The sequence below is a fragment of the Williamwhitmania sp. genome (assembly GCA_035529935.1).
Classification (GTDB): domain Bacteria; phylum Bacteroidota; class Bacteroidia; order Bacteroidales; family Williamwhitmaniaceae; genus Williamwhitmania.
Genome location: DATKVT010000150.1, coordinates 1 through 22,160, shown reverse-complemented (window position 1 = coordinate 22,160; position 22,160 = coordinate 1). Strand labels below are relative to the sequence as shown.

At 42.6% G+C, this 22,160-nt stretch carries 17 protein-coding genes; 10 read left to right on the top strand and 7 right to left on the bottom strand.

The window, feature by feature from the left end; all coding sequences use genetic code 11:
• Positions 1-152 precede the first annotated feature (152 nt).
• The 4 genes from VMW01_11250 to xerA form a co-directional block, all read right to left on the bottom strand.
• Positions 153-2,129 (bottom strand): ATP-dependent helicase, encoded by a 1,977-nt coding sequence (locus VMW01_11250; GenBank protein ID HUW06824.1) that lies wholly within the window; start codon positions 2,127-2,129, stop codon positions 153-155.
• Positions 2,130-2,278: 149 nt separating this feature from the next.
• The gene (locus VMW01_11245; protein ID HUW06823.1) at positions 2,279-3,100 is read right to left on the bottom strand and encodes a GNAT family N-acetyltransferase; all 822 of its coding nucleotides are present in this window, start codon (positions 3,098-3,100) and stop codon (positions 2,279-2,281) included.
• A 34-nt stretch (positions 3,101-3,134) separates the two neighbouring features.
• Positions 3,135-3,698: a hypothetical protein gene (locus VMW01_11240; GenBank protein ID HUW06822.1), complete on the bottom strand. Its 564-nt coding sequence runs from the start codon at positions 3,696-3,698 to the stop codon at positions 3,135-3,137.
• A 150-nt stretch (positions 3,699-3,848) separates the two neighbouring features.
• A complete protein-coding gene (gene xerA, locus VMW01_11235) occupies positions 3,849-4,946 on the bottom strand; it encodes a site-specific tyrosine recombinase/integron integrase (protein ID HUW06821.1) in 1,098 nt (365 codons plus the stop codon).
• Between the two features lie 229 nt (positions 4,947-5,175).
• Between xerA and VMW01_11230 the strand changes: the two genes are divergently transcribed.
• Complete coding sequence (locus VMW01_11230; protein ID HUW06820.1) at positions 5,176-5,397, top strand: hypothetical protein; 222 nt, start codon at positions 5,176-5,178, stop codon at positions 5,395-5,397.
• 229 nt (positions 5,398-5,626) lie between these two features.
• Positions 5,627-7,699, top strand: coding sequence for a sodium:proton antiporter (locus VMW01_11225; protein ID HUW06819.1), 2,073 nt, complete (start codon positions 5,627-5,629; stop codon positions 7,697-7,699).
• Positions 7,700-7,820: 121 nt separating this feature from the next.
• Here VMW01_11225 and VMW01_11220 read toward each other — a convergent pair whose 3' ends face one another.
• Both VMW01_11220 and VMW01_11215 read right to left on the bottom strand, forming a co-directional pair.
• A complete protein-coding gene (locus VMW01_11220; GenBank protein HUW06818.1) occupies positions 7,821-10,358 on the bottom strand; it encodes a cation-translocating P-type ATPase in 2,538 nt (845 codons plus the stop codon).
• Positions 10,359-10,404: 46 nt separating this feature from the next.
• A complete protein-coding gene (locus VMW01_11215) occupies positions 10,405-10,818 on the bottom strand; it encodes a MarR family transcriptional regulator (GenBank protein ID HUW06817.1) in 414 nt (137 codons plus the stop codon).
• Between the two features lie 419 nt (positions 10,819-11,237).
• On the opposite strand from VMW01_11215, the gene VMW01_11210 reads away from it, so the two are divergent.
• From VMW01_11210 to VMW01_11195, 4 genes are all read left to right on the top strand, one after another.
• A complete protein-coding gene (locus VMW01_11210) occupies positions 11,238-13,589 on the top strand; it encodes a methyl-accepting chemotaxis protein (protein ID HUW06816.1) in 2,352 nt (783 codons plus the stop codon).
• 393 nt (positions 13,590-13,982) lie between these two features.
• Positions 13,983-14,540, top strand: coding sequence for a LemA family protein (locus VMW01_11205; protein ID HUW06815.1), 558 nt, complete (start codon positions 13,983-13,985; stop codon positions 14,538-14,540).
• Between the two features lie 7 nt (positions 14,541-14,547).
• A complete protein-coding gene (locus VMW01_11200; GenBank protein HUW06814.1) occupies positions 14,548-15,471 on the top strand; it encodes a DUF3137 domain-containing protein in 924 nt (307 codons plus the stop codon).
• A gap of 96 nt (positions 15,472-15,567) precedes the next feature.
• Positions 15,568-15,927 carry a cupin domain-containing protein gene (locus VMW01_11195; protein ID HUW06813.1) on the top strand — a complete coding sequence of 120 codons (360 nt, stop codon included), beginning with the start codon at positions 15,568-15,570 and terminating at the stop codon, positions 15,925-15,927.
• A gap of 184 nt (positions 15,928-16,111) precedes the next feature.
• Here VMW01_11195 and VMW01_11190 read toward each other — a convergent pair whose 3' ends face one another.
• Entirely contained in the window at positions 16,112-16,939 is an 828-nt protein-coding gene (locus VMW01_11190) for a hypothetical protein (GenBank protein ID HUW06812.1), read from the bottom strand.
• A gap of 533 nt (positions 16,940-17,472) precedes the next feature.
• Between VMW01_11190 and VMW01_11185 the strand changes: the two genes are divergently transcribed.
• The 4 genes from VMW01_11185 to VMW01_11170 all read left to right on the top strand — a co-directional run.
• Complete coding sequence (locus tag VMW01_11185; protein HUW06811.1) at positions 17,473-17,862, top strand: DUF1987 domain-containing protein; 390 nt, start codon at positions 17,473-17,475, stop codon at positions 17,860-17,862.
• 20 nt (positions 17,863-17,882) lie between these two features.
• On the top strand, positions 17,883-19,778 hold the full coding sequence (locus VMW01_11180) for a SpoIIE family protein phosphatase (protein ID HUW06810.1): 1,896 nt from the start codon (positions 17,883-17,885) through the stop codon (positions 19,776-19,778).
• Between the two features lie 279 nt (positions 19,779-20,057).
• A complete protein-coding gene (locus tag VMW01_11175; GenBank protein ID HUW06809.1) occupies positions 20,058-20,990 on the top strand; it encodes an OmpA family protein in 933 nt (310 codons plus the stop codon).
• A gap of 11 nt (positions 20,991-21,001) precedes the next feature.
• The coding region (locus VMW01_11170; GenBank protein ID HUW06808.1) for a chitobiase/beta-hexosaminidase C-terminal domain-containing protein at positions 21,002-22,160 on the top strand (1,159 nt) is incomplete at its 3' end.

Below are 22,160 nucleotides of genomic sequence, written 5' to 3'. Positions count from 1 at the left end.
AGAGAGGGTATGAGGCGATGCTTGGATACTACGAGAAAATTGCGCCACATCTTAATGAACCGCTGTATACGAGACCCGTACGTACAGTGGTGTGAGAGGCTCTCCCCGTCAGCTTAGCTGGCGGGGCGGTCTACTCGATTGGGCACAGTTAATTATTCCAATTCATCTCCACGTTTTGGTCTAGGAGAAATTCTTCCAAAATCACTCACAAATCTTGTAGTTCTAGTTCTTAAGTCATTTTTTGGATTTGCACTTACTCCCATTTGTAAAGCCTCAACACCAGGGATTGAAAGAAAAGAACTGATTATAAGTCTACCATCATAATCATCACTTGACTTACATCTTGTAATAGCAACATAAAAAAGTCTCCTCGCTTCTTGTATAATAGGTTCTCTTTGATTCTGCTCTAAAGTGTATGGTAGAAATGGAATTAATGAATCAATCATTGAGGTTAAGATAACAAGTTTTGCACTAAGTCCTTTGGAAGAATGTAAACTCATTATCCGAGCATGGTCAATATTCTCAGGTGTATCGGGAAGTGCAATTGTTTCAATCATTTTATTTAGAACTTCTTTGAACCAATTATTAAAGTTATCTATATTCTCCTCAATTGATTCAGTGCCGATTTCATTCACAATATTTCTATATACTTGGTCAAGTTCATAAAAGTCATCTTCCAATTCTTCATTTGTAACAAAGTAATTATAAAAGCCATCTAGAGGATTTTCAATTAAGGCATTTTTTAAGTTAGGTAAGTCAGCTAAAATTTCTCGATATGTCGCAATAATAGGTTTTAGATTTGTTTCAGGAATTTCACCTCTTAAAATTTGGCCAAGAACATCTTTTATTGATATATCTCTTTCATTAGATAAATTTTTTAATCTAGCATATTGGTTCTTTCTAAAGTCTGGCGAATTAAATCCTAAAAGAAACCTTAAAGAGATTTTATCATCAGGATTTGCAAGTAAATTCATTAATGAAAATGCTCTTTGAACTTCTGGACTATCAATTACAGACTCACGAAAATATGATTTAACTGGTACTTCATTCAATAATAGTAAATCTCTCAATCGATAACCTATTTTTCTTCTAGGAGTTAAAATTAGAATGTCAGATGGTTCCAAAACACCTTTATCCAGTTCATCTTCAATAAACTGACTTAGACCATTCATCTCTGCATCTAAGTTTGGCCATTGAACTATATCAACAATCCCTTCAGGATTTTGCTCATAGGGATTTAATACTCCTAAAGTTCGATTAGGATTTTTCGAAATTAGTTCAGAAGCCATTCTTGTGACAAGAGTAGGACATCGTCTGCAAACATCAAATGGGACATCATAATATTCACCAAATAAATCATCAACCTCTTGGATGCCTTGAGGATGAGCAAATTTAAAACCGTAAATTGATTGGTCATCATCACCGACAATTACAAGATTTGAATTTCCTCTTATAAGTTTTACAAATTCTTGTTCACTTTTATTTAGGTCTTGGAATTCATCAACCAAAATATAATCATATTCCCCAATTACCTCTGCAGCAGGGTTGTTTCTTAAATAATCAATAACAATAGGGATAACCTCTCCAACAAGAATTCCTTGATGGTCACTAAACCATGCTAATAAATCATCTTTAAAATTCTCGTCAATTGCTGATTGCACAAATCCAGCCTCATCGTGTTGTAATCTTGCCCATGCTGCTAAATATGCATCTAATAGCTTTTTCTTTTCTCTCACACCACCAAATTCAGCCCTATCAATATCACGTAAGATAGGTTGCTGTTCATGTTCAATAACCATCCTCGGACTTCTTCCCGTTTGTTCAAGGACTCCATCTCTCATAAGAATTTTCAAAGCATGGCTATGAAGTGTCCTAGTATGAACATTTTCAGCATCATAAATTCCTAGGGATGAAATTTCCACTTTTAAATCATGTGCAGCAGTTCTTGTAAAAGTTATTGCTAGAATTTTATCTGGCGCTACTCCAGATTCTAATAATCTTAATATTCTTTTCTTAATAGCAAAACTCTTTCCAGAACCGGGTCCTGCAACTGCTCTTATTGTTTCTGAATCACTCACCGCCAAATTATATGCAGGTGAATTTATTTCTATATTGTCACTCCATGCCATGATTAATCGTGTGTTTTAATTGTGCCCAACGTTCCCACGCTTGGCGCAGTGGGGGATTTTGGAAAACTAAATTGTCTGCCAGCACGAATTTACAATAGAAGCAGAAACTTACAATGAACGATGTTAGCCCCCATTGCGCCAAGCGTGTGTTAGCCACAGTTTATTTTTGCTGAGACGTAGTCATAATAAGGTTTAAATCCTACTGCCTCACAAACCGTATTAGATTCGATGCGGTCTCTGTCTGTCATAAGATATACAATCTCATTTTTTTGATGTAACAATTCTGCACAATATGATAAAATGATTTTTCCATATCCTTTGTTTCTAGCTTCTTCTTTCGTAAACAAAATTCCAATGTCAGGGTCATTGATAGTGCAAAAACTAAGAAGGGTTTCATCATTGTCAAGTGCGATGTAAATTTTCTCCTCATTAATTAATGATAGTACACGCTTTCGCATTTCTTCAGTTGTTTTCTCATTAAGTCCGTTGTACTCGTAATGATAATAATCTTTTAACATTGCTGCTAATTCCTCAAGATATTTTGCCTCGCCAAGACGAATTTGTATTTCTTGATGATTGTAATTATTTATCTCGTCTGCCCAGTAAAAAAGTCTCCGCTTTTCTATTATATGATTTTGTGGTTTGTAATAATCTATCAATTTGTCAATTAGAAGATTGTCGCCAGTAATTGTATAGTTCGTGTATATGTTTAAATCAAAGACCTGACTAATCTCTTCAATTTGACTGTCATCCCAATTTTCACCATAAACCAGCAGCATTTCACCATGAAGGATTATAATCCACCCATTTTCAGTAGTGTTTATTACTGACAATACATTTATATCAGCTTGTCCGTTAACAGCTTTTTTAATGTAATTATTTAAGAACCTATACCTATAGTCGTCTAGGTCTATTTCTTCGAATAAAAACCGTTCAAATTCTACAGGGTCAATTTTGGGAGTATGGTTCATATAAATTTTGGCTAACTAGCATTTAGGCATAGTTTTATTCGAATGTCACAGTGTTTAATTTTTCTAATACAGTTTCTTCTGTCACACCATAGTTTGCGTAAAAAATTCGTCCTTCTAAAAGATCTGATTTGAAGTAGCTGTATATGTTAATTCCAATTCTTGGTGCTTTGAAAGTCTTTCCTACATAGTTAAATACGTTCACGATTCCTGAAAATTCGGGTGAGAAATAAATGGCAGATTTGACAACGTTTTTATTTTTTAAAAGAGAAATTTTTTCTTCGTCCACGTTAAAGAAAATAGTATCATGTCTCAGTATTGATTTTGGAAAAGTCTTTCTGATAGAGTCAAAAATTATTTCATCAATTCTGTCATTTGGGTAGTTTTTTTGTCGAGGATATTCTTGAAGCAATCTTTCAATAGGGGTTGTTGTTTTGTCTTCCTCTTCTTGTTTTTTCAAATTGTATTCTGTCGTAAGAGGTCGGGTATAAATTACTTGTCCAAGTTCATATTCACCATTTTGTCGGTCAGAAATGATTATTATTTGTTTCAGAATTTTTAGGTCAGCAATGTCTAACCATTTTAATGTTTTTTCTTCCATATCGTTGTCATTTTAAATTGTGGCTAACTCGTTTATATATGCACCTTTTTCCAGAAAAGGTGCATATATCCACCCTATATTGGAAATATTGTATACCTTTTTCTCAACGTGGTGCATTTTATTTTTCCTAAAAATAATAATTTTTTGTTGTTACATGTCATCAAATGGACTTTTAATTCTTTGCAAACTCTTTGTGGAAACATGGGTGTAAATTTCTGTGGTTTTACTGCTCTTGTGCCCTAGCAGTTCTTGAATAAACCTTAGATCTACTCCTGCCTCTAATAAATGGGTTGCATAGCTATGGCGCAACCAATGTAAGGTTACAGTTTTTTTTATAGCTGCTTTTCGTAAAGCCATCTTCAAAACTTTTTGTAAGCTCGTTTCCGAATATTGTTCTCCGACTCTCTCGCCTTCAAATAGCCAAATTTTCGGCCTATACGTGCTATAGTATGCTCGCAGCATATCAATAATCTTATCGGATATGGGCACAATCCTATCTTTTTTGCCCTTGGCATTGGCAATATACAAAAGATGCCTTTTGCTGTCGATGTTTGCTGGTTTTAAATTCAGTAATTCACTCCTACGTAAGCCGCAGGCGTATATGAGGCTCAGCATGGTCTTGTGCTTTACGTTTTTAATCGCTTCCAGTATGGCTTTTACCTCCTCCTTGCTCAGCACGTTGGGTAGCCTGTGCTCGCGGCGTGGCCGCTCCACCATCTCCACGTTAAACTGGCTGCCATAAAACGTTTTAAAGTATAGCTTTACCGCATTTATAACCTGGTTTTGGAATGCAAAGCTGTAGCTGTTTGCTAGGATGTAATGGTGGTTAAATCGCTCCAGGTCGGCGTTGGTTATCGCATCGGTTGGCTTGGCTATCCACTGCAGAAACTGCCTGAGCGAATGTTCGTAGGTTTGTATGGTTCGTGGACTGTATCGGCGCTGCTCAAGATAGCGCGTAAAGTCGTTGAGAGTGGCTGCTATCTCAGGGGTTGGTTGGTCCTTCGGTGGCTTCATCTCCAACGGGAGTCGGCTCTCACCCTTTTGCAGCTGGGCTAGGCCAAGTGTTAGCTCCTTCAGCTGCTCGTAGGCTTCGCTGGTTAGGGGGATGTGCCAGCTCCGGAGCGATTGGCTCCAGCGGGCATCCTTCACCTGCTTCACCTTTTCAATCAGGGTCGAATCGTAGGCAAATTGCAGCACCAGCCGGGGCATCTTCTGGTGCACGATTCGATGGGTTACAATGGTTTGCATCTTTTAGTGAATATGTTTTACATTCAGCTGTTGCAGGCAAAAGATTAGCGTTTGAAAGGAAAACAATATAATTTATGGAACGAAGGCAATTGCAGAGGCTAAGTTAAGTAAATCTCGTGAATGCACCGAGCTGTCTTCTCCTGGATAAAGTTCAATGGCCATAATCATTCCACCCCAACCCCTTGGCTGGCGTGTCCCTTGCAAGTTTTAACACCTTCTTAGCCAAGGTTTGGGCCTTCTTAGGAAAGGTTTGGTCGTTTTTAGCGAAGGTTCGGGTGTTCTTCGCGATGGTTTAGGCGATTTTAGCGTAGGTTTGGGCGTTCTTGGCAATGGTTTACCCCTTCTTAGCGATGGTTTACCCCTTCTTAGCGATGGTTTACCCCTTCTTAGCAATGGTTTACCCCTTCTTAGCAATGGTTTACCCCTTCTTAGCAAGTTTTACCCTCCCTAGTAAAGGGGTTCAGCAGGTTCGCATTGCTGCTCGCTAAAAATTCGAAGGCGTTAAGCAAAGCATTGCCTCCGTAAAACGTCCCTTGTATTTTAAGATTATCTATTGAAGTAATCTTTGTGCTTCTTCAATTCTAGGTCTGGGTGGGGCAAACTTTAGCCACAAATTTTCATATCCCACTCCGTAATACTCTAATTTTTCGTAATTTGACCATAGCTAACTCGCATATGCTATGGAGCCCTTACTATTTATCGTTATCGCGCTGGTGTTGGGAACGCTTACGCGACATTTTCTAAAGCGGATGCCCATTCCTTACACCGTGTTGCTGGTGGTGGTGGGCGTGCTGCTGGGTATTGCCACCCGTTTCGATTTTTTTGCCAAATCGATGGAGGAGGTCATGCGCTCCATTGCCTGGGCCGGAGCCATCAACCCGCACGTGGTGCTGTTTGTGTTCCTGCCCACCCTAATTTTCGAGGCGGCATTTGGCATGGACTGGCACACCTTTCGCAAAACGGCCGTAAATGCCACCTTGCTCGCCGGTCCCGGAATTATGCTTGCCATGGGCCTTACCGCAGCGCTGCTCATTGGTGTAAGAGTGCTCGATATTGGTCTTGGACAGTGGACTTGGCCCATTGCGCTTATGTTTGGCGCGGTAATTAGCGCCACCGACCCAGTTGCCGTTGTAGCCATTCTACGGGAGCTGGGTGCCAGCAAGAGGCTCTCCACGCTCATCGATGGCGAGTCCATTCTAAACGATGGCACCGCCATTGTGCTGTTTATGGTATTCTACCTTCCGCTTGCGGGACAAGCCTCCGAGCTAAACCCGTTCCTCGACTTTCTCAAGGTGGCCATTGGCGGTGCTCTGCTGGGATTGGTAATGGCCCGTATCGTAATGTTTTGGCTCAAGCGGGTGTTCAACGATGCCATGGTGGAGATTGTGGTTATTCTGGCCACTGCCTACCTCACCTTCTACCTTGCCGAGGAGTTTTTGCACGTCTCCGGAGTGCTGTCGCTATTTGGGTTGGGCATAACCATGTCGAGCGTGGGTAAAACCCGCATCAGCCCGGAGGTAAACAAGTTTTTGCATGAGTTTTGGGAGTTGGCGGTATACATTGCCAATACGCTTATCTTCATAATTGTGGGCGTGGTAATTGCCAGCCGCATCAGCTTTACGGCTTCCGATTTTATGGTTTTACTGATTCTCTACATTGGCCTGCATGCCATAAGGGCCGTAATGATTGGCCTGCTTTATCCGGTTATGAAACGGTCAGGGTATGGCCTAAATTTCAAGGATTCCATCGTGGCCTGGTATGGCGCCCTTCGTGGGGCCGTTGGTCTTGCGCTGGCGCTGATTGTTGCCGGTATGGACTCGCTACCCATGGAGGTGCGCAACCAGTTCCTGTTCCTCACCGCGGGTATTGTGCTGCTCACCCTGCTGGTGAATGCCACTACCATAAAGGTGCTTGTGGATAAGCTGGGGTTAACACGCATGGCTGCTTCCAAGGCGGCAATACTTAACCAGACCTACCGAACCGTTTCGGAGGCAATGGATACAGAGGAATCCGAAATATCTTCGAGCCGCTACTTTAAGCATGCCGATAGGCAGACCATAGAATCATTTTTGCCCCGCTACCAGGAGGTGAGGGTGGAGGAGAACTTGCAGATAAGCGAGTTGGCCGAACTGCGTCGTCGGATACTGGAACGGGAAAAGGCCAGCTACTGGGAGCAGTTCAACAAGGGAGTTGTTACCTCCGATTCGATTATTAAGCTCACCGAAACCATCAGCGAAATGCTCGACAAGGAGGGCAACCTACCGCTCGATGAGCGGAGCGATCTGGAAGACCTCCTTCGTAATTCCAAAATGCTTAGCACGCTGCAGCAACTATCATGGCTATTTGCAATATACCGCTACCTGAACCGCAACAAGCTAATGATGAGCTACGACTTTGGGATGGCATTTGTGGAGGCTCAGGGCGCCAGCCTTATGCTTGTTGATAGCTTTGGGAAAACCATGCAGCAAACTCCTACAGTGGAGCAGAATATCGAGATTCTGCGCGATGAAATTAGCCACAACCTTATCCAAGGGCAGACGTTTATTCGGAATTTTAGGAAATACTATCCCGAGATTTATACTGAGATAACCACCCGCCAAGCAGTTCAAACGCTGCTCAATGCTGAAAAGGCCAAGGTGGAGGAGCTGCTCGAGTCTGGAAGAATTGATTATACCGAGGCCGAAAAGATGCTCGAAAGTGTGGCGGAGCGCATGAAGAAGATACAAAAGTATAGCTACCGAAGTAGAGTGTAGACTTTGGAGATGATCTGTCAATTGCAAAGCAAGGAGTGTTTCGCGTGATGGTATAATTCATTTTGCGTGAATTATACCACGGATAACACTCTTGCCTGCCAAGGGCGATGATGTTTGCTTGCTATGCCCTTTTCATCTGCTTATATATTTCGAACCAAGCAATGCTCGATAGTCCTGCTAATGTGCTTATCAATATTGCTACAGCGCTAACCTTCCCAAAAAGAAAGAGCTCTTGAAGAAATGGAACGTTGAGGGCAAGAATCAAAAAGAGGATGGCACCGCCAACAACCCACAGTACCGCTTTATTGGGAGTACGCAGAATCTGGAAGATATTGGAAGTCCACGAGCGGTTCGAGAGAATGATTGCTATGTTGGAAACAATAAGTGTAACAAATGTTAAGGTTCTCACCTCCTTTTCGGTGTAACCCAACTTGAGACCAATAAAGTATACGAGGAGCGAAATTATCAAAATGCTCACGCCCTGGGTGCAGCTCAGCAATATTTTCTTCAGACCAAAAAACGGCTCATCAATTTTCTTTGGTGGTCGGGACATTACGTTCTTTTCCTCAACCTCAGCCTCAAAAACAATGGAGCATGCCGGGTCGATAATTAGTTCAAGAAAGACGATGTGAACCGGCCAGAGAATTAGTGGTAGGCTTCCAGAGAGCACTGGGATTAGCGACAGACCTGCAATTGGAACGTGAATGGCAAAGATGTAGCTCAGTGCCTTTTGCAGGTTATCGAATATTCGTCGGCCCATTCTTATGGCTGCAACAATTGAGGCAAAGTTGTCATCCATTAGAACGAGAGAGGAGGCTTCTCTGGCCACATCGGTACCCTTTTCGCCCATGGCAATGCCAATGTTTGCTGCCTTTAGAGCAGGAGCATCGTTAATTCCATCACCGGTCATGGCAACAACCTCTTTATTCCGTTTTAGCGCATTTACTATTTTTAGTTTTTGCTCCGGTACCACCCGTGCAAAGATGTTGACATCCTTGATTCGCTCGTTGAGCTCTTCGTCTGTCATGTTTTGTAGCTCCGGGCCGGTAATGCAGAGGTCTGGATTGGTTAAGCCAATTTCTCGCCCAATATTGATTGCTGTTACGGGGTAATCGCCAGTAATCATTATTACCCGAATACCTGCATTGTGGCACTCTTTAATGGCTTTTGGCACATTGGGTCGGATGGGATCTGCTAGGCCTATCAACCCTAAGAATTCAAAATCAAAATCGTGCTGCTGGGAGGGAAGGCTACCCGGGAGCAATTTTGCTTTAGCTACGCCGAGCACCCGCAGACCGTTGGATGCCATTTGTGCTAGCTCTTTTTCGAAGGTGGCAGCGGTTGAGCTTGTTAGGTGACATAGGTCGAAGATGGCTTCGGGAGCGCCCTTGGCAGCAATCACCCTCTCCTCTGAGCCGGTATTTGAGAATACCCTCGACATTGCCAGCAAGTCTTTGGATAGCGGATATTCTTTTTCCATTACCCAGGTTGAATGGATATGCTCAGTGTTTTGAAGGAATTGCTCACCCACGTTAATTATTGCCCGTTCCATGGGGTCGAACGGGTTTGCCTGACTTGCCAAAATTCCGTATTCGATAATTTCATGAAAAGGTTCGGGGATTGTTCCATTTGCATGTATTCCAAAAGTATCAGCACCGTTATTGAGCGATGCTACGGTCATTTTGTTCTGGGTGAGGGTGCCCGTTTTATCGGTGCACAGTACCGTTGCAGAACCAAGTGTTTCAATGGCTGCCGGCTTGCGCGTTAAAACACTCTTTTTCGATATTCGCCAGGCACCAAGTGCCAGAAAGATGGTTAATACCACAGGAAATTCTTCTGGAAGCATGGCCATGGCTAGAGTAATGCCGGCCAAAAATCCATTCAGCAGATCACCTCTCGTAATCGTGTAAATAGTAATAACCATGATGCACAGCACTATCCCAATAATTGCCAGACGCTTTACCATCTTACCAATTTCTCTTTTCAGCTGTGTAGGCTCCTCTTTCACCGACTCCAGCGCCTTGCCAATTTTGCCAATCTCCGTGTTGATGGCGGTTGCGGTGACCCTAACAATTCCATTTCCCTGAACTATCATGGAGCCCGAGTAAACAACGGGTATGTCATCCCCGCCAGGAACGAACGGTTTATCACCTTCCGTCCATTCCCTTTTCAGCACAGGCAGCGACTCTCCGGTAAGCATCGACTCGTCTGCTGACAGGTTGATGCTACTGAGAACCAGAGCATCAGCCGGAACCCGGTCTCCTTCCTGAAGTACGACAATGTCGTCGGTTACAACCTCCTTTCCCGGTATTCTCTTCGTTTCTCCGTCACGTATAACAAGTGCCCTTGGGCTAGCTAAGTCTTTGAGCGCATCCAGCGCCTGTTCGGTTTTCTTCTCCTGGTAGAACTCAATGCCCATGATGACAAAAACGAACCCCATGAGCATGATGCCTTCCTGTAAGTTACCTAGTGTAAGGTAGAGGGTTCCGCACGCAACAAGGAGGATAAACATGGGCTCCTTAACGACGCTCAGCGCAATTTGGGCTACATTTTTTGGCTTTGAGGAGGGTAGTTCATTGTAACCCTCTTTTTCTAGTTTGCTCGCTACCTCTTGTGAGGTTAGCCCTTTAAGTTTGGAAGCATCAATGGAGGTTTGCATGGGGCATTTTATTGGTTAGTATATGCTAACTATACGAAGAAAAAAACTAATCAGACACGATTTTGGTTAGGAGCCTAAGCAATGATTCCAGCTCGTCGTCGTTCAATTTTTTGCGGATAGACTCGGCAATGAGCTTGTGCGCATAGCCGTGCATCTGATTAATTAGCTTGCCCTTTTCGGTCAGGTGCAAATGTGCGCTTCGCCTATCCTCGTCGGACTGAATTTTGTATATGTAACTCTTCTCAATGAGCTTGTCAACAGCCACTTTAACGGTTGGTTTTGTGAGCTTGAGTCGGGCTGCAAGTTCTGTAATATTGGGATTATTGAGCGCGTCAATGGTTTCCAAATAGTGCATCTGGATTTGGGTGAGATTGGATAAGTTGTACTGCTCCTTTGCCGACTCCTCAGTCTGTCCAATCATGTTTGATAGCTGCGATATTGCGTCGAGTAATTTTTCCATGGAGTAAATATAGTTAGTTAGTACTAACTTATCAAATATTCTGTGGAGAAAATGGGTGAGGTGCATTATATAGGGTATTCCAGTTACATAAAGTTTAGTTCTACAGCGATTTGCGTTGTAAGTTGATGCTTATCAGTTTTATTGTAAACATTAATCACCGCAATTTCAGTTTAAGCGATACCTGAAGCCCGTAGATTTGTTAAAATCTGTTAGTGGATGTCTGCAAGAGAATTATGATGAAAAGTTTGATCTGGAAACGGAGTGTTGAATGAAAGTTTATTGTGATTAAAGCAAAGATGATTTTTCAACAAGGGAATCATGAATCTTCATAGTCAAGAAATATTCTGAGGAACAGATATCTCAGAAAATGTTTAATAATAGTGATTACATAAAGGGAGGAACTAGTAATGTTTAGCACAATGAGAATTAGGAGTAAACTTTTTATCGGCTTTGCAATTGTTGCTTTGCTGGCAATCATCGTGGCGTACTTTGGCATTGTTCGATTAAAACAAATCGATAATGCTGATACCGCACTGTACGAAAACGGCGTTCTGCCGTTGGAGTATACAACGGCTATATCAACCGATTATCAGCTTGTAAGAGTGAGCGTCAGGGATGCAATTTTAGCTGATAGCGTGTTGTCAAAGAAGGCCATTTTTAACCGCATTGGAGCAATAAATGAGGATTGGGGTAAGCAGCTCAGCTTGCTGGCGGGTACAGTTACGGATGAGCTGAACAGAAAAAATTATCAGGAGGTATTTGATGCAAGAGCCGCTTACATGGGATATATCCCTCAAGTAGAGCTGTTGGCGGAAAACCATGACAACGTGGGTGCATTTAAAATTGTGCACGGCCCTATGTACGAGGCTAGTAATCGTTTGCAAAAAGCGATAGACGAGCTGGTGGCTGACAACGATACCTACGCTAAAACTTCGTCGGAAGGAAATACTCAGCTGGCAAACAGTGCAACTACCTTTATGATAATACTTATCTTCATCGTTTTGTTTATTGCCGTTACCCTAGGCTTTGTTATTGCCCGGAATGTACAGGGCATACTTAATTCAATTGTTGCAGAAACAAGAAAGTTGGTTGAGGCAGCAGTTGTTGGGAAACTTGACGTTAGGGGCAATGTTCAAAAAATAAACTTTGAATTTCGAGAGATTATTGTTGGTGTAAATAAAACACTGGATTCCTTGGTCGGCCTATTCGACAACCTTCCAACCCCCATAATGATAATCGACAATGAATTCAATATTCAATACATGAATGAGGTGGGTGCAAGGGTTAACGATAAGAGCAGCAAGCAGCTGAATGGGACAAAGTGCTACGACCACTTTAAAACCAGCGACTGTAGAACTGGCAATTGTGCCTGCAGTAGGGCAATGATAAGCAATAGGGAAGAGGTTAGCGAAGCAATTGCAAAACCAAAAGGCTCGGAAATCGATATTTCCTATTCTGCGGTTCCCATTAAAAATATGGAGGGAAAGATTGTTGGTGCTATTGAGATAGTTACGGACCAAACAGCTATTAAGCAGACGATGCGCAAGATTGAAAAGGTGAGCACCTATCAAAACAACGAGGCGAAAAAGTTGACAGGGGCGCTTCAAAGCCTCGCGTTGGGTGATCTTGCTATCAATCTTGACGTTGATAAGGGGGATGTAGACACATTCGAGGCAAAGGAGATGTTCCATGTGATAAACCAAGCCGTTAATTCAACTATTGATGTAAACAAGGATATTGCTTCAAAAGCGAAGCTAATTGCAGATGGAGATTTGACCATAGAATTGAAGAAACGTTCCGATAAGGATGATTTGATGCAATCTCTTTCCGATATGGTTAAATCCACCGCCAATATTATCTCTGAGTTCCGCAATGCCAGCAATATCATTGCCACTTCTAGTCAGCAAATGAGCAATGGTTCTCAGCAGATGAGCCAGGGGGCATCGGAGCAAGCTTCCTCATCGGAGCAAATCTCATCGTCCATTGAGGAGATGACCGCCAATATTCAGCAAAACAGTGAAAATGCACAGCAAACAGAGAAAATTGCACTGAATGCTGCTCATGGGATTAAAAAGGTTGGTGAGGCTGCTGAGGCTACGCTATCCTACATGCAGGATATTGCAGACAAGGTCTCCATTATTGGGGAAATTGCTCGTCAAACAAATATTCTAGCGCTTAATGCTGCTGTTGAAGCCGCGAGAGCAGGGGAGCATGGCCGTGGATTTGCCGTAGTTGCTTCGGAAGTGAGGAAATTGGCTGAGCGGAGCCAGGTTGCCTCTGTTGAGATTGATGACTTGACCAAAAAGAGCGTTAGAGCAACGGAAGATTCCAACAAGCTAATGTTTGGGATAGTCCCTGAAATTGAAAAAACAGCACGACTCGTACAAGAAATCACTGCGGCTAGCAATGAGCAGAACTCCGGTGCGTTACAAATTAATAATGGCATTCAGCAGTTTAACCAGGTTACCCAACAAAATGCTGCAGCATCCGAAGAGATGGCGACCAGCTCTGAAGAGTTGGCGGGTCAGGCAGATCAGCTGCTGGAAATGATCTCCTTCTTTAAGTTGGAAAATGAATTTGAGTCGAAGAAAAGGACGTTAAATTCAGGGTTTCAGAATAAGGTGGTTCAAAAACAACCGCACTCCGTAAATGTCGCTCACATAGTTAAAGCTGAACATAAGCAACCGACAAAAAGTACTCCAAGCAAAGAAAAACCTATCAATTTGCACCTGACCACAAATGGTTTTGACGATGATTATGAGAAGTTTTAAGTAGGATATTTTGTTGACAATTCTTAGCACTAATTATTTTGAACAACTTCTTATATAACTCGACTTTTAGCTTGTAATTAATAAGCACCTTAAAGATAGCAGATTCGATATTGAGACTGAAATAATAAATACTTTTGTAATCCGTTGGCATCACCCTAAAATTTACCAAATCACAAGTATTGGTTTTTTTTAGAGTTGCTGCTAACGGATTTTTTTGGTTTAACCACGGGTGTCGAAATCAAAAATGCGATAGCTATTCCATACTTTCTTCCTAGAGCGATGCCGAAAAGCCAGTAATTTTCTTAACTTCGTTTATGTAAATGGAGGATTTTGTTAATCCTCCTAGGCGAAGAATTTCTCTCTTCTGGTATTTTATCTTTAAATCAACCGAGTATGGTAGGCTACATTATTTTAGGAGTATTGGGTGTATTTGTTCTTTACGTTATCTTCCTTTACAACACAATAATTACGCGAAAGAACCAGACTGAAAATGCATTTGGTTTGGTAGATACAATGTTGAAGAAACGATACGATCTTATCCCCAACCTTGTAGAAACGGTAAAGCAGTATATGGTTCATGAGGCCACTGTACTGTCGCATGTAACTGCTCTTAGAGCAAAATTCGCGGATGGTTTGTCCAGCCAAGAAAAGGTTGGCCTGTACAATGAACTATCAAAAGGGGTTAGCAATCTAATGCTTTCGGTGGAGAACTATCCCGATTTAAAGGCCAATCAAAATTTTTTGAAGCTGCAGGCTTCATGGAATGAAACCGAGGAGCAAATAGCTGCATCACGGCGCTACTACAACTCAGCGGTTACCGATTTTAACAATGCCATACTAACATTCCCCTCAAATTTAATTGCAAAAAGATTGGGCTTTTCACCTCTTAATGTTTTTGAAATTGAGGCTAATGAGCGAGCAAACGTAATGGCCAAGGAGCTCTTTAATTAGCGGTTTGATGAAGTCTGAGGTTGAGCTGCAGCACTTTTATGAGGCGGAGTTTAAGGCTCTTCTTGAGCCGTTGGAGCAATATAGGCTATCCAATGTAAGGAGAGTTAGGTTATTCTCCTACTTGGCACTTGCGAGTGTAATTATTTCAGGGCTGTGTTTACTGTCTGAACTATCCTTCTTGGTAGCTATATTCATTGTTCCCACCTTCTTTTTCCTTGGTTTTGCCTTTCAGGTGTTGCTGAAGTTGTCGGCTCATCTTACCAAGCAATACAAATACGGAATATTGCCGAAGCTGCTTGGATTCCTGTATGAAGATTATGAATACATTGCTCGGCAGAAGATTGCAAAATCTGTTTTAGAAAAGAGCATGCTGATGCCTAGCTATCTTATAAATGTGCAGGGTGAGGATTTTATGCGATTTAAGATGGGCAATGCCAGTATCATGTTTTGCGAGGCGAAGGCGCAGTCTAACCTCGAAAAAGTTGTATTTCAGGGTATCTTTATTTCTGCCTCGTTTAATAAGAATTTTACTTCAAAAACCTTTGTATTACCTAAAAAGTTTTCGGCATTTCGCGAAAAGGTTAAAATTAATCTGTTGAATAGCTTTTCAAGAGTTTTGCTGGAGGATGCTGAGTTTAATTCAAAATTTAATGTTTATGGCAGCGATCAGTTAGAGGCTAGGTATCTACTTACTCCAAGCCTGATGCAGCGCATCGTGGAATATGAGCGGAAAACAAAGAAAGATATTTCATTTTCATTTGTAGACAATCGGCTTTATTGCGCCATACCCCAGTATACCAACCTATTTGAACCTACGCTGTTTAAACCGTTCAATTTTGAGTTTGTAATGGAAAACTATACTCCGTTGAAGCTTTACACCGACCTCGTGGAGGATTTGAATTTGAATCTTCGAATTTGGTCGAAGGAATGATGGAGATCTATTAAGCCGAATGAAGTTGCTGTTTTAGCATTTCTGAATAGTTCTCTTAACATTGTACATTGCGACCTTAATGAAAATTCATTACCAATGGAAAAGGTGAATATTGCGCAAAAGTTGGCACTCTTTAGCGACCACTGGAGCCCAAAAATTGTAGGTGAACTGAATGGACAGCACGTTAAGTTGGCCAAGTTTATGGGGCCATTTGTGTGGCATAAGCACGACAATGAGGACGAAATGTTCTTTGTGCTTAAAGGGCAGCTTACGCTGGAGTTCCGGGAAAAGCAAGTTGAAGTGCATGAGGGGGAGTTCATCATTGTTCCCCGGGGTGTTGAACATAGGCCTGTTGCCGAGCAAGAGGTTTCAGTTATGCTATTTGAACCAAAGGGAACCCTAAACACCGGAAATGTTAGCAGCGATATGACCAAGGATAATTTGGAAAGGATATAGCAATGCAACAAGGACCTAGTGGAGAGAGGTTTGTGAAGACAAGAAGTGAAAAGTGAAAAGTGAAAAGTGAACCTAGAAACCAGGAGCGAGAACCGATCCGTCAAAGGCCGGAGAGCTCGGCGAAAGAAACAAGAAACAAGAACCGACCGAAGGGAGTTCACCGAAGGCAAACAAGAAACCTCTCCTAATCCCTCTTAATTCTAGTCGATTTAATTAGCCTATCCGCAATTCGCTCCGCATCGTTATCGTGACCAGGGTAAATCACCAGCACCATCCAATAGTTTGTTCCCGAGCCGGTGAGCACCAGCTGGAACCCACGACTTTTATTATCAACGGGATAGGTTCCCTTTAGAAGAATGGCGGGGTATCCGTTTATCTGGTATTCTTGTGTTGTATATTCTTGTGCATTGGGGGTATTGCCCATAATGGAGAGCCCCATCTGCGCATAATTCTTCAAGTTTCCCGAGTCAGGTTCAGTGGTAACCATGGTAATGGCTAAGGCAATAAATTCCTTATTAAAGCCGGCAATGTGCGTTTCAATCTTAGAGAAATGAGCCTTCGCTGCGGGAGGCATGTGGTTGGCAATGGCGTCGGTCTCCTCAAAGGTTTTGGGGAAGTTGAGTTCCAGCCCTTCGGTACCCACTTCTTGGTATGTCCAAACCATTCCGTTGCTTGTTCTGAGCCACTGGCTAAACACTTCAGTGATGGCCTTACCATAGAATGCTGCTGTGAGCCCAATAAAAACGATGGCAACGGCACCCAGAATCCAGGCTATGGTGTAAGTTTTGCGCTTCTCCTGCTCAATTTTCGATGCAGCCTGCTGCTGTTCATTCAGTCGATCTTTGCTTATGCAGCATTCCGCTAAGTAGCTGTCGAACGTTCCGTTTGGTCGAGAAATTTTCCACTGTGCATAAGTGTTTTTCATCTTAGCGCCACACTTTTCGCACATCACCTGATATTCCGATTTTACTTCGTTGAGGTGGTTACAGCGGTTGCATTGAAGGTAGAACATGGGTTAATGATTTTCTGTTAAATCTTGGTGATGAATTCCCGTGCCATGATTTCGTTTGCTAAAGATAGTGGATTTCTATAACTTGATAAATATTTGATGTTGTAAAATAATGAACGATTTTGGCGGCTATTGTTGTTTCTGCATCAGCAATTAGCTTACTCTCGTAAATTTATGGGGATAGGTATACCCATTCCTGCCTTTAAACTCCTATTTTTGAGGTTGAAGGCTTTTCATATTTTTGGTTTGGTGAAGCAGGCATGACTCTTTTGGTGGCGTATACTCCAAATATTAGTTATTGTTTGTCGTTTGGGAAACTTGATGCTTTGGCCAACATTGTTAACAACGTGGAGGCTAACAAGACGGTAGCGGTCGGCCTTCCGAAAGTGAGAATTAATGGCGTAAGCGAATTGGAAATAGACCCGAGGCAGATGGGTGACTAATATCACCAATTTAGTTGTTCATATTTTCCACTAATTGAATGATCGAAACTATTTTTGTAGGATTAAGTAAACTGTATCAACATATCGGAGCTTATGTTAAATAGTGCAGAAATAAAATTTAGCGTTATAGGAAGGGAGGACACTCCTTCAATAGATTTCAATGGCAAGACAGGAGAACTGACCATTTCGGGAAAATCGCTTCCCGATGATGCCTTTGAGTATTACCACCACGCCATTGGCTGGGTTCGGAAGTATGCAGAGGAACCCTGTGAGGTTACAACCTTTACAATGCAAATCACCTATATGAATTCGGCCTCAGCCAAACGAATCATTGAGATATTGGAGATTCTGGATAGCGTCAAGGAGCATGGAAATACGGTGAAGATAATGTGGGTGTACAGCAGTGAGGATGAGGATGCCCTTGATGAGGGAAATGAGATGGAACGAATGTGCGATATTCCCTTTACCTATGTCTCGATTTAAAGTAATTAATAGTGAAGCCTATGATCAAAATAAGAAGGTCGTTTTTGATTATTTATTGCGTATCATTTGGCCTACTGTTGCAAACACCATTGGTGGGTCAAAACCTAACCCCCGAAGTTCAAAATGCAATTGATCAAAACATTGCTCAAGGCAAGGCAAGCGAGAGCAGTGGAAGCTATGCCGAGGCATCTATGTACTATGGTAAAGTAGCCAACTCTTACTGGGCAAATAACCAATCCAAAAGCGCAACCGATTACTTTCTAAAGGCTGCCAATATGAATGAGAAGATTGGCAACACCAATGCCCTACGCTCCATATACGGAAACCTTGGTGTGATCTCTGCCAACCAGGAGAGCTACGATAAGGCCATTGGCTGGTTCCAGAAAAGTTTGGCAATCAACCGCCAGCTGCAGAAAAAGCCAGACATAGTTGGCATGCTTATAAATATTGCTTCGGCTCAAATGGAGATTGGAAAGCAGAAGGAGGCCGTTATTGCGCTTACCGAGGCCAATGCTCTTGCCCGAGAACTAAACGATATAAACTTAATCCGAAATACCTACGGATTGCTTGCTGAGTGTGAGCGTCAGCTGGGAGATGAAAGTAAAGCGACTCAGTATTTCGACCTCTACACCTCTTTTAGCCATAAGATTCAGAAAGACCAGATGGACAAGAAGGATGAGGAGGTAAAGGAGGCCAACCAAACTGTTTCGCAAGTAGTTGAACAAAAAAAATTAACAGAGGAGGAACTTCTAAGTCAAAAGCAGGTCCTCAGCACCACCAAAGCAGCACTTCACCAAGTGGAGAAGGTTTCAATAGAAAAGCAGCTTCAAATAGGCCTATTAAGCAAGGAAAAGGAGCTGCAGGCTGCCACGCTCAGAACACAGGCAATTATCCGCAATGTCATCATTGGAATAGGGCTTATTCTACTTCTTCTTGCAGGACTTGTCCTATACGGCTACAATCAAAAACGTAGGGCCAACCATTTGCTCGAAAAACAAAATGGTGAAATTGCCGCTCAGCGTGACGAAATTGAGGCCAAAAACGAGGAGCTCTCCAAGGCATTTGTGCAGATTCGCAAGCAAAACGATAATATAAACGGTAGCATCTCCTATGCTCAACGTATTCAGGAGGCCTTGCTGCCAACGGAGGAGAGCTTGCACAAGATTATTCCCGAATCGTTCATTTTTCTAAAACCTCGCGATGTGGTTAGTGGTGACTTTTACTGGTTTGCAAAGTCGCATCCGTCCATTAGATACATGCTAAACCAAGACCAACCGGAGGATAACGATCAAAAGTTTTTCATTACGGCTGCCGATTGTACTGGTCATGGTGTTCCAGGCGCTTTTATGAGCATGATTGGGGTGAACCTTTTGGAGAATATCACACGAACGGGTGCTTCAAGGGCCGATGAGATTCTCAACGAAATGCATCGATCTGTTCGTTTCATGCTTAAGCAGTATAAAAACGAAAACCGAGACGGTATGGAAATGGCCCTTTGTGTGCTCAGTAACCATGGCCGCACGCTGGACTATGCTGGCGCTCGTAATCCGCTTGTTTACATTCAGAACAATGAGGTTTTCACCATCAAAGGTGATACTGTTCCGGTTGGTGGATCACAGAAGGAGAGCCGAAGAGAATTTACGCAGCATACCATAAATATTGATAAACCTACCTGTTGCTACATATTTAGTGATGGGCTGCTAGACCAGTTTGGTGGGCCCGACAGCGTTAAATACACCTCCCGCCGTCTTCGCGAATTTTTGTTGGAGATTCATCGCCTGCCAATGGAGGAGCAAAAGGTTCATCTCGAAGAGATGCTTAGCAAGTGGATGGGGTTATCGGAGCCACAGCTTGACGATATATTGGTAATGGGGTTTAAGCTTGGCGATCCAATGTTTCCGGTGAATATTGTTTAGCGCAATCGGTTTGGTGTTACTTGGTTGATAGCTAGAATCATATTATTGGGCTGGTGAAATTACTGGTAACGGTTGTGATTTAACAAACAATTTCTTTTGGTTTGCTAGGTAGAAGCGTTTTGATGAGCTATATTTATTGCCAATTAGTTGCAGCAGTTCGAAACTTCAATAGCACACAGTGTTGATTTTTCATGAAACAATGATTGATTAGGATGAGAAGTGAAGTAATTAGCTCATAGGATTTTCTCTGGCTAGTTTATTCGATTACAATTATTACTTATGATACATCGCTTTCTTATAGTTTGCATGTTTTTTATCTGTGGTGCAGAATTTACTGAAGCTCAAGTTGCACTTCCACCCAAGGGGGTTTATCAGGATTCCTTGGGACGGATGTTTATTCAGGTTAATGCTCCTGCCTACTTTTTTGTTGACACGGCGGGTGGGAAGAAGGAACTCATTCCGGGTGAAGCAAAATTTACAAATCCCATGTTTTTCGATGGACCTGGGAGCCACTTCTTTGTCTACACCAATCCTGCTACTGGTGAGAAGGTGCGGTTTAAAATTGTTGCCGATGCCAAGGGACCAAAATCGGAGCTTCGATTTACTAATGGGCTTAGCGTTAAATACAAAAATAGCTTCTATTGCCAGAAGGGAGCCCAAGCGGAGGTTGTTGCAAGGGACGACAAATCAGGAGTGTATGCCTCCTACTACTCTACCGACAATGTTCATTTCGCTCCTGTCAACACCATCCTCTTCGATAAGGTTGGGGAGCAAAAGGTGTATATGTTTGCTGTGGATAATGTTGGAAATGTTGGAGATACGCTGGTTGCTGACGTGCTGATTGATTTTGAGGCTACCATTAATATGCAGGATATTTTCTTTGACTACAACAGCGCTCATATCCGCCCCGACTCTTATAGCGAGCTGCAATCGCTCATCGAAATGATGAATGAACATCCAGTGATTCGTATTGAAATTTCTGCCTACACCGATAGCCGAGGTGGCTCGGAATATAATCTTAAGCTTTCACAGAAGCGTGCCAGTGCCGTACTCAACTATTTTGCATCAAAAGGAATTGCTGCAAAACGTCTTAAGGCAATAGGCATGGGAGATAAGAACCCTGTAAATGGTTGCATAAAAGGTGTAAAGTGCACCGAAGAGGAATACCAGGCCAACCGTAGAGTGGAATTTAAACTATTACCCTTGAAATAGTGCATGGAATTATGAATAAACTCATTACCATACTTACATTTCTCCTTCTCTATACCTCAGCTTCCATGGGGCAAAGCAGCAGTTCCGATTCATTGGGTAAGGTGATTTTTAAGAAGAATACAAGCGTGAGGTTTTACCTCGGAACTAAGCGTGATGGCTCGAATGCCCTGCCAATGCAGGTAAACTCCAAGTATACTGTTAAGCTCACTTCTGCCGGCCGTTACACAATGACCCACCTTGACCTTAAGCTTGGCCATAAGGTTCCGTTTGAAATATATGCCGACGGTAAGGCACCCGAAACAACCTATGGCTTAAGTAATGGGGAAAAGGAATTTACCAAGCTTTGGTATGCAAAAAATCCTTGCATCATAACGTTTTCTGCCAGCGACGACCTAGCAGGATTGGAAGGAATATTTATCTCCATTGATGGTGAACCTTACTTTGAGTATACCGATACAATTGCCCTTGATAAGGAAAAGAAATATGACCTAAAGTTTTTCAGCATCGATAAGGTTGGCAATAAGGAGAGCGTAGGAAGCTTGCAGGTTCTGGTGGATGGAACGCCACCCGTTTCAGCATTAACCATTGAAGGCGATAGGTATGAGAATACCCTCTCGGGTAGGTCAGCCATTGTGCTCAAGGCCACCGATGCCAATGGCGTGCGAAAAATACTTTACAAGCTCGATGGGGGGCATGAATTCCGCTATGGACTGCCACTGAAAACCGCAACTATGATTGAGGGCGACCACTCAATTACATACTATGCCGAGGATATGGCAGGCAACAAGGAAGCACCACAAACTTTCTCGTTTTTCGTGGACAAGACTCCACCGCTCGTTTTTGAGGAAATTTCGGGGAATAGCTACCTGCTCAATGGCCGTTCATATTCATCGGGTCGTTCGCAGTTGCGCATTTCAGCCGTAGACAACAAGGCGGGGGTGAAGAGCATCTACTATACAGTTAATGGCAAGACCACCCATGAATACGACAAGCCAATTTATCTTTCCGACCTAGTTGGGACCGTTTCCATTAAATCATTCGCCGTTGACAACGTGAACAACCGCAGTAGCGACAGTCAGGAAAGTCAGCAAATGACCGTTCCTTCCATCGACATTGCCGGTCCTAGAGTTGGTCATCGCTTTTTAGGGAATATATTCATGCGTGGTGATA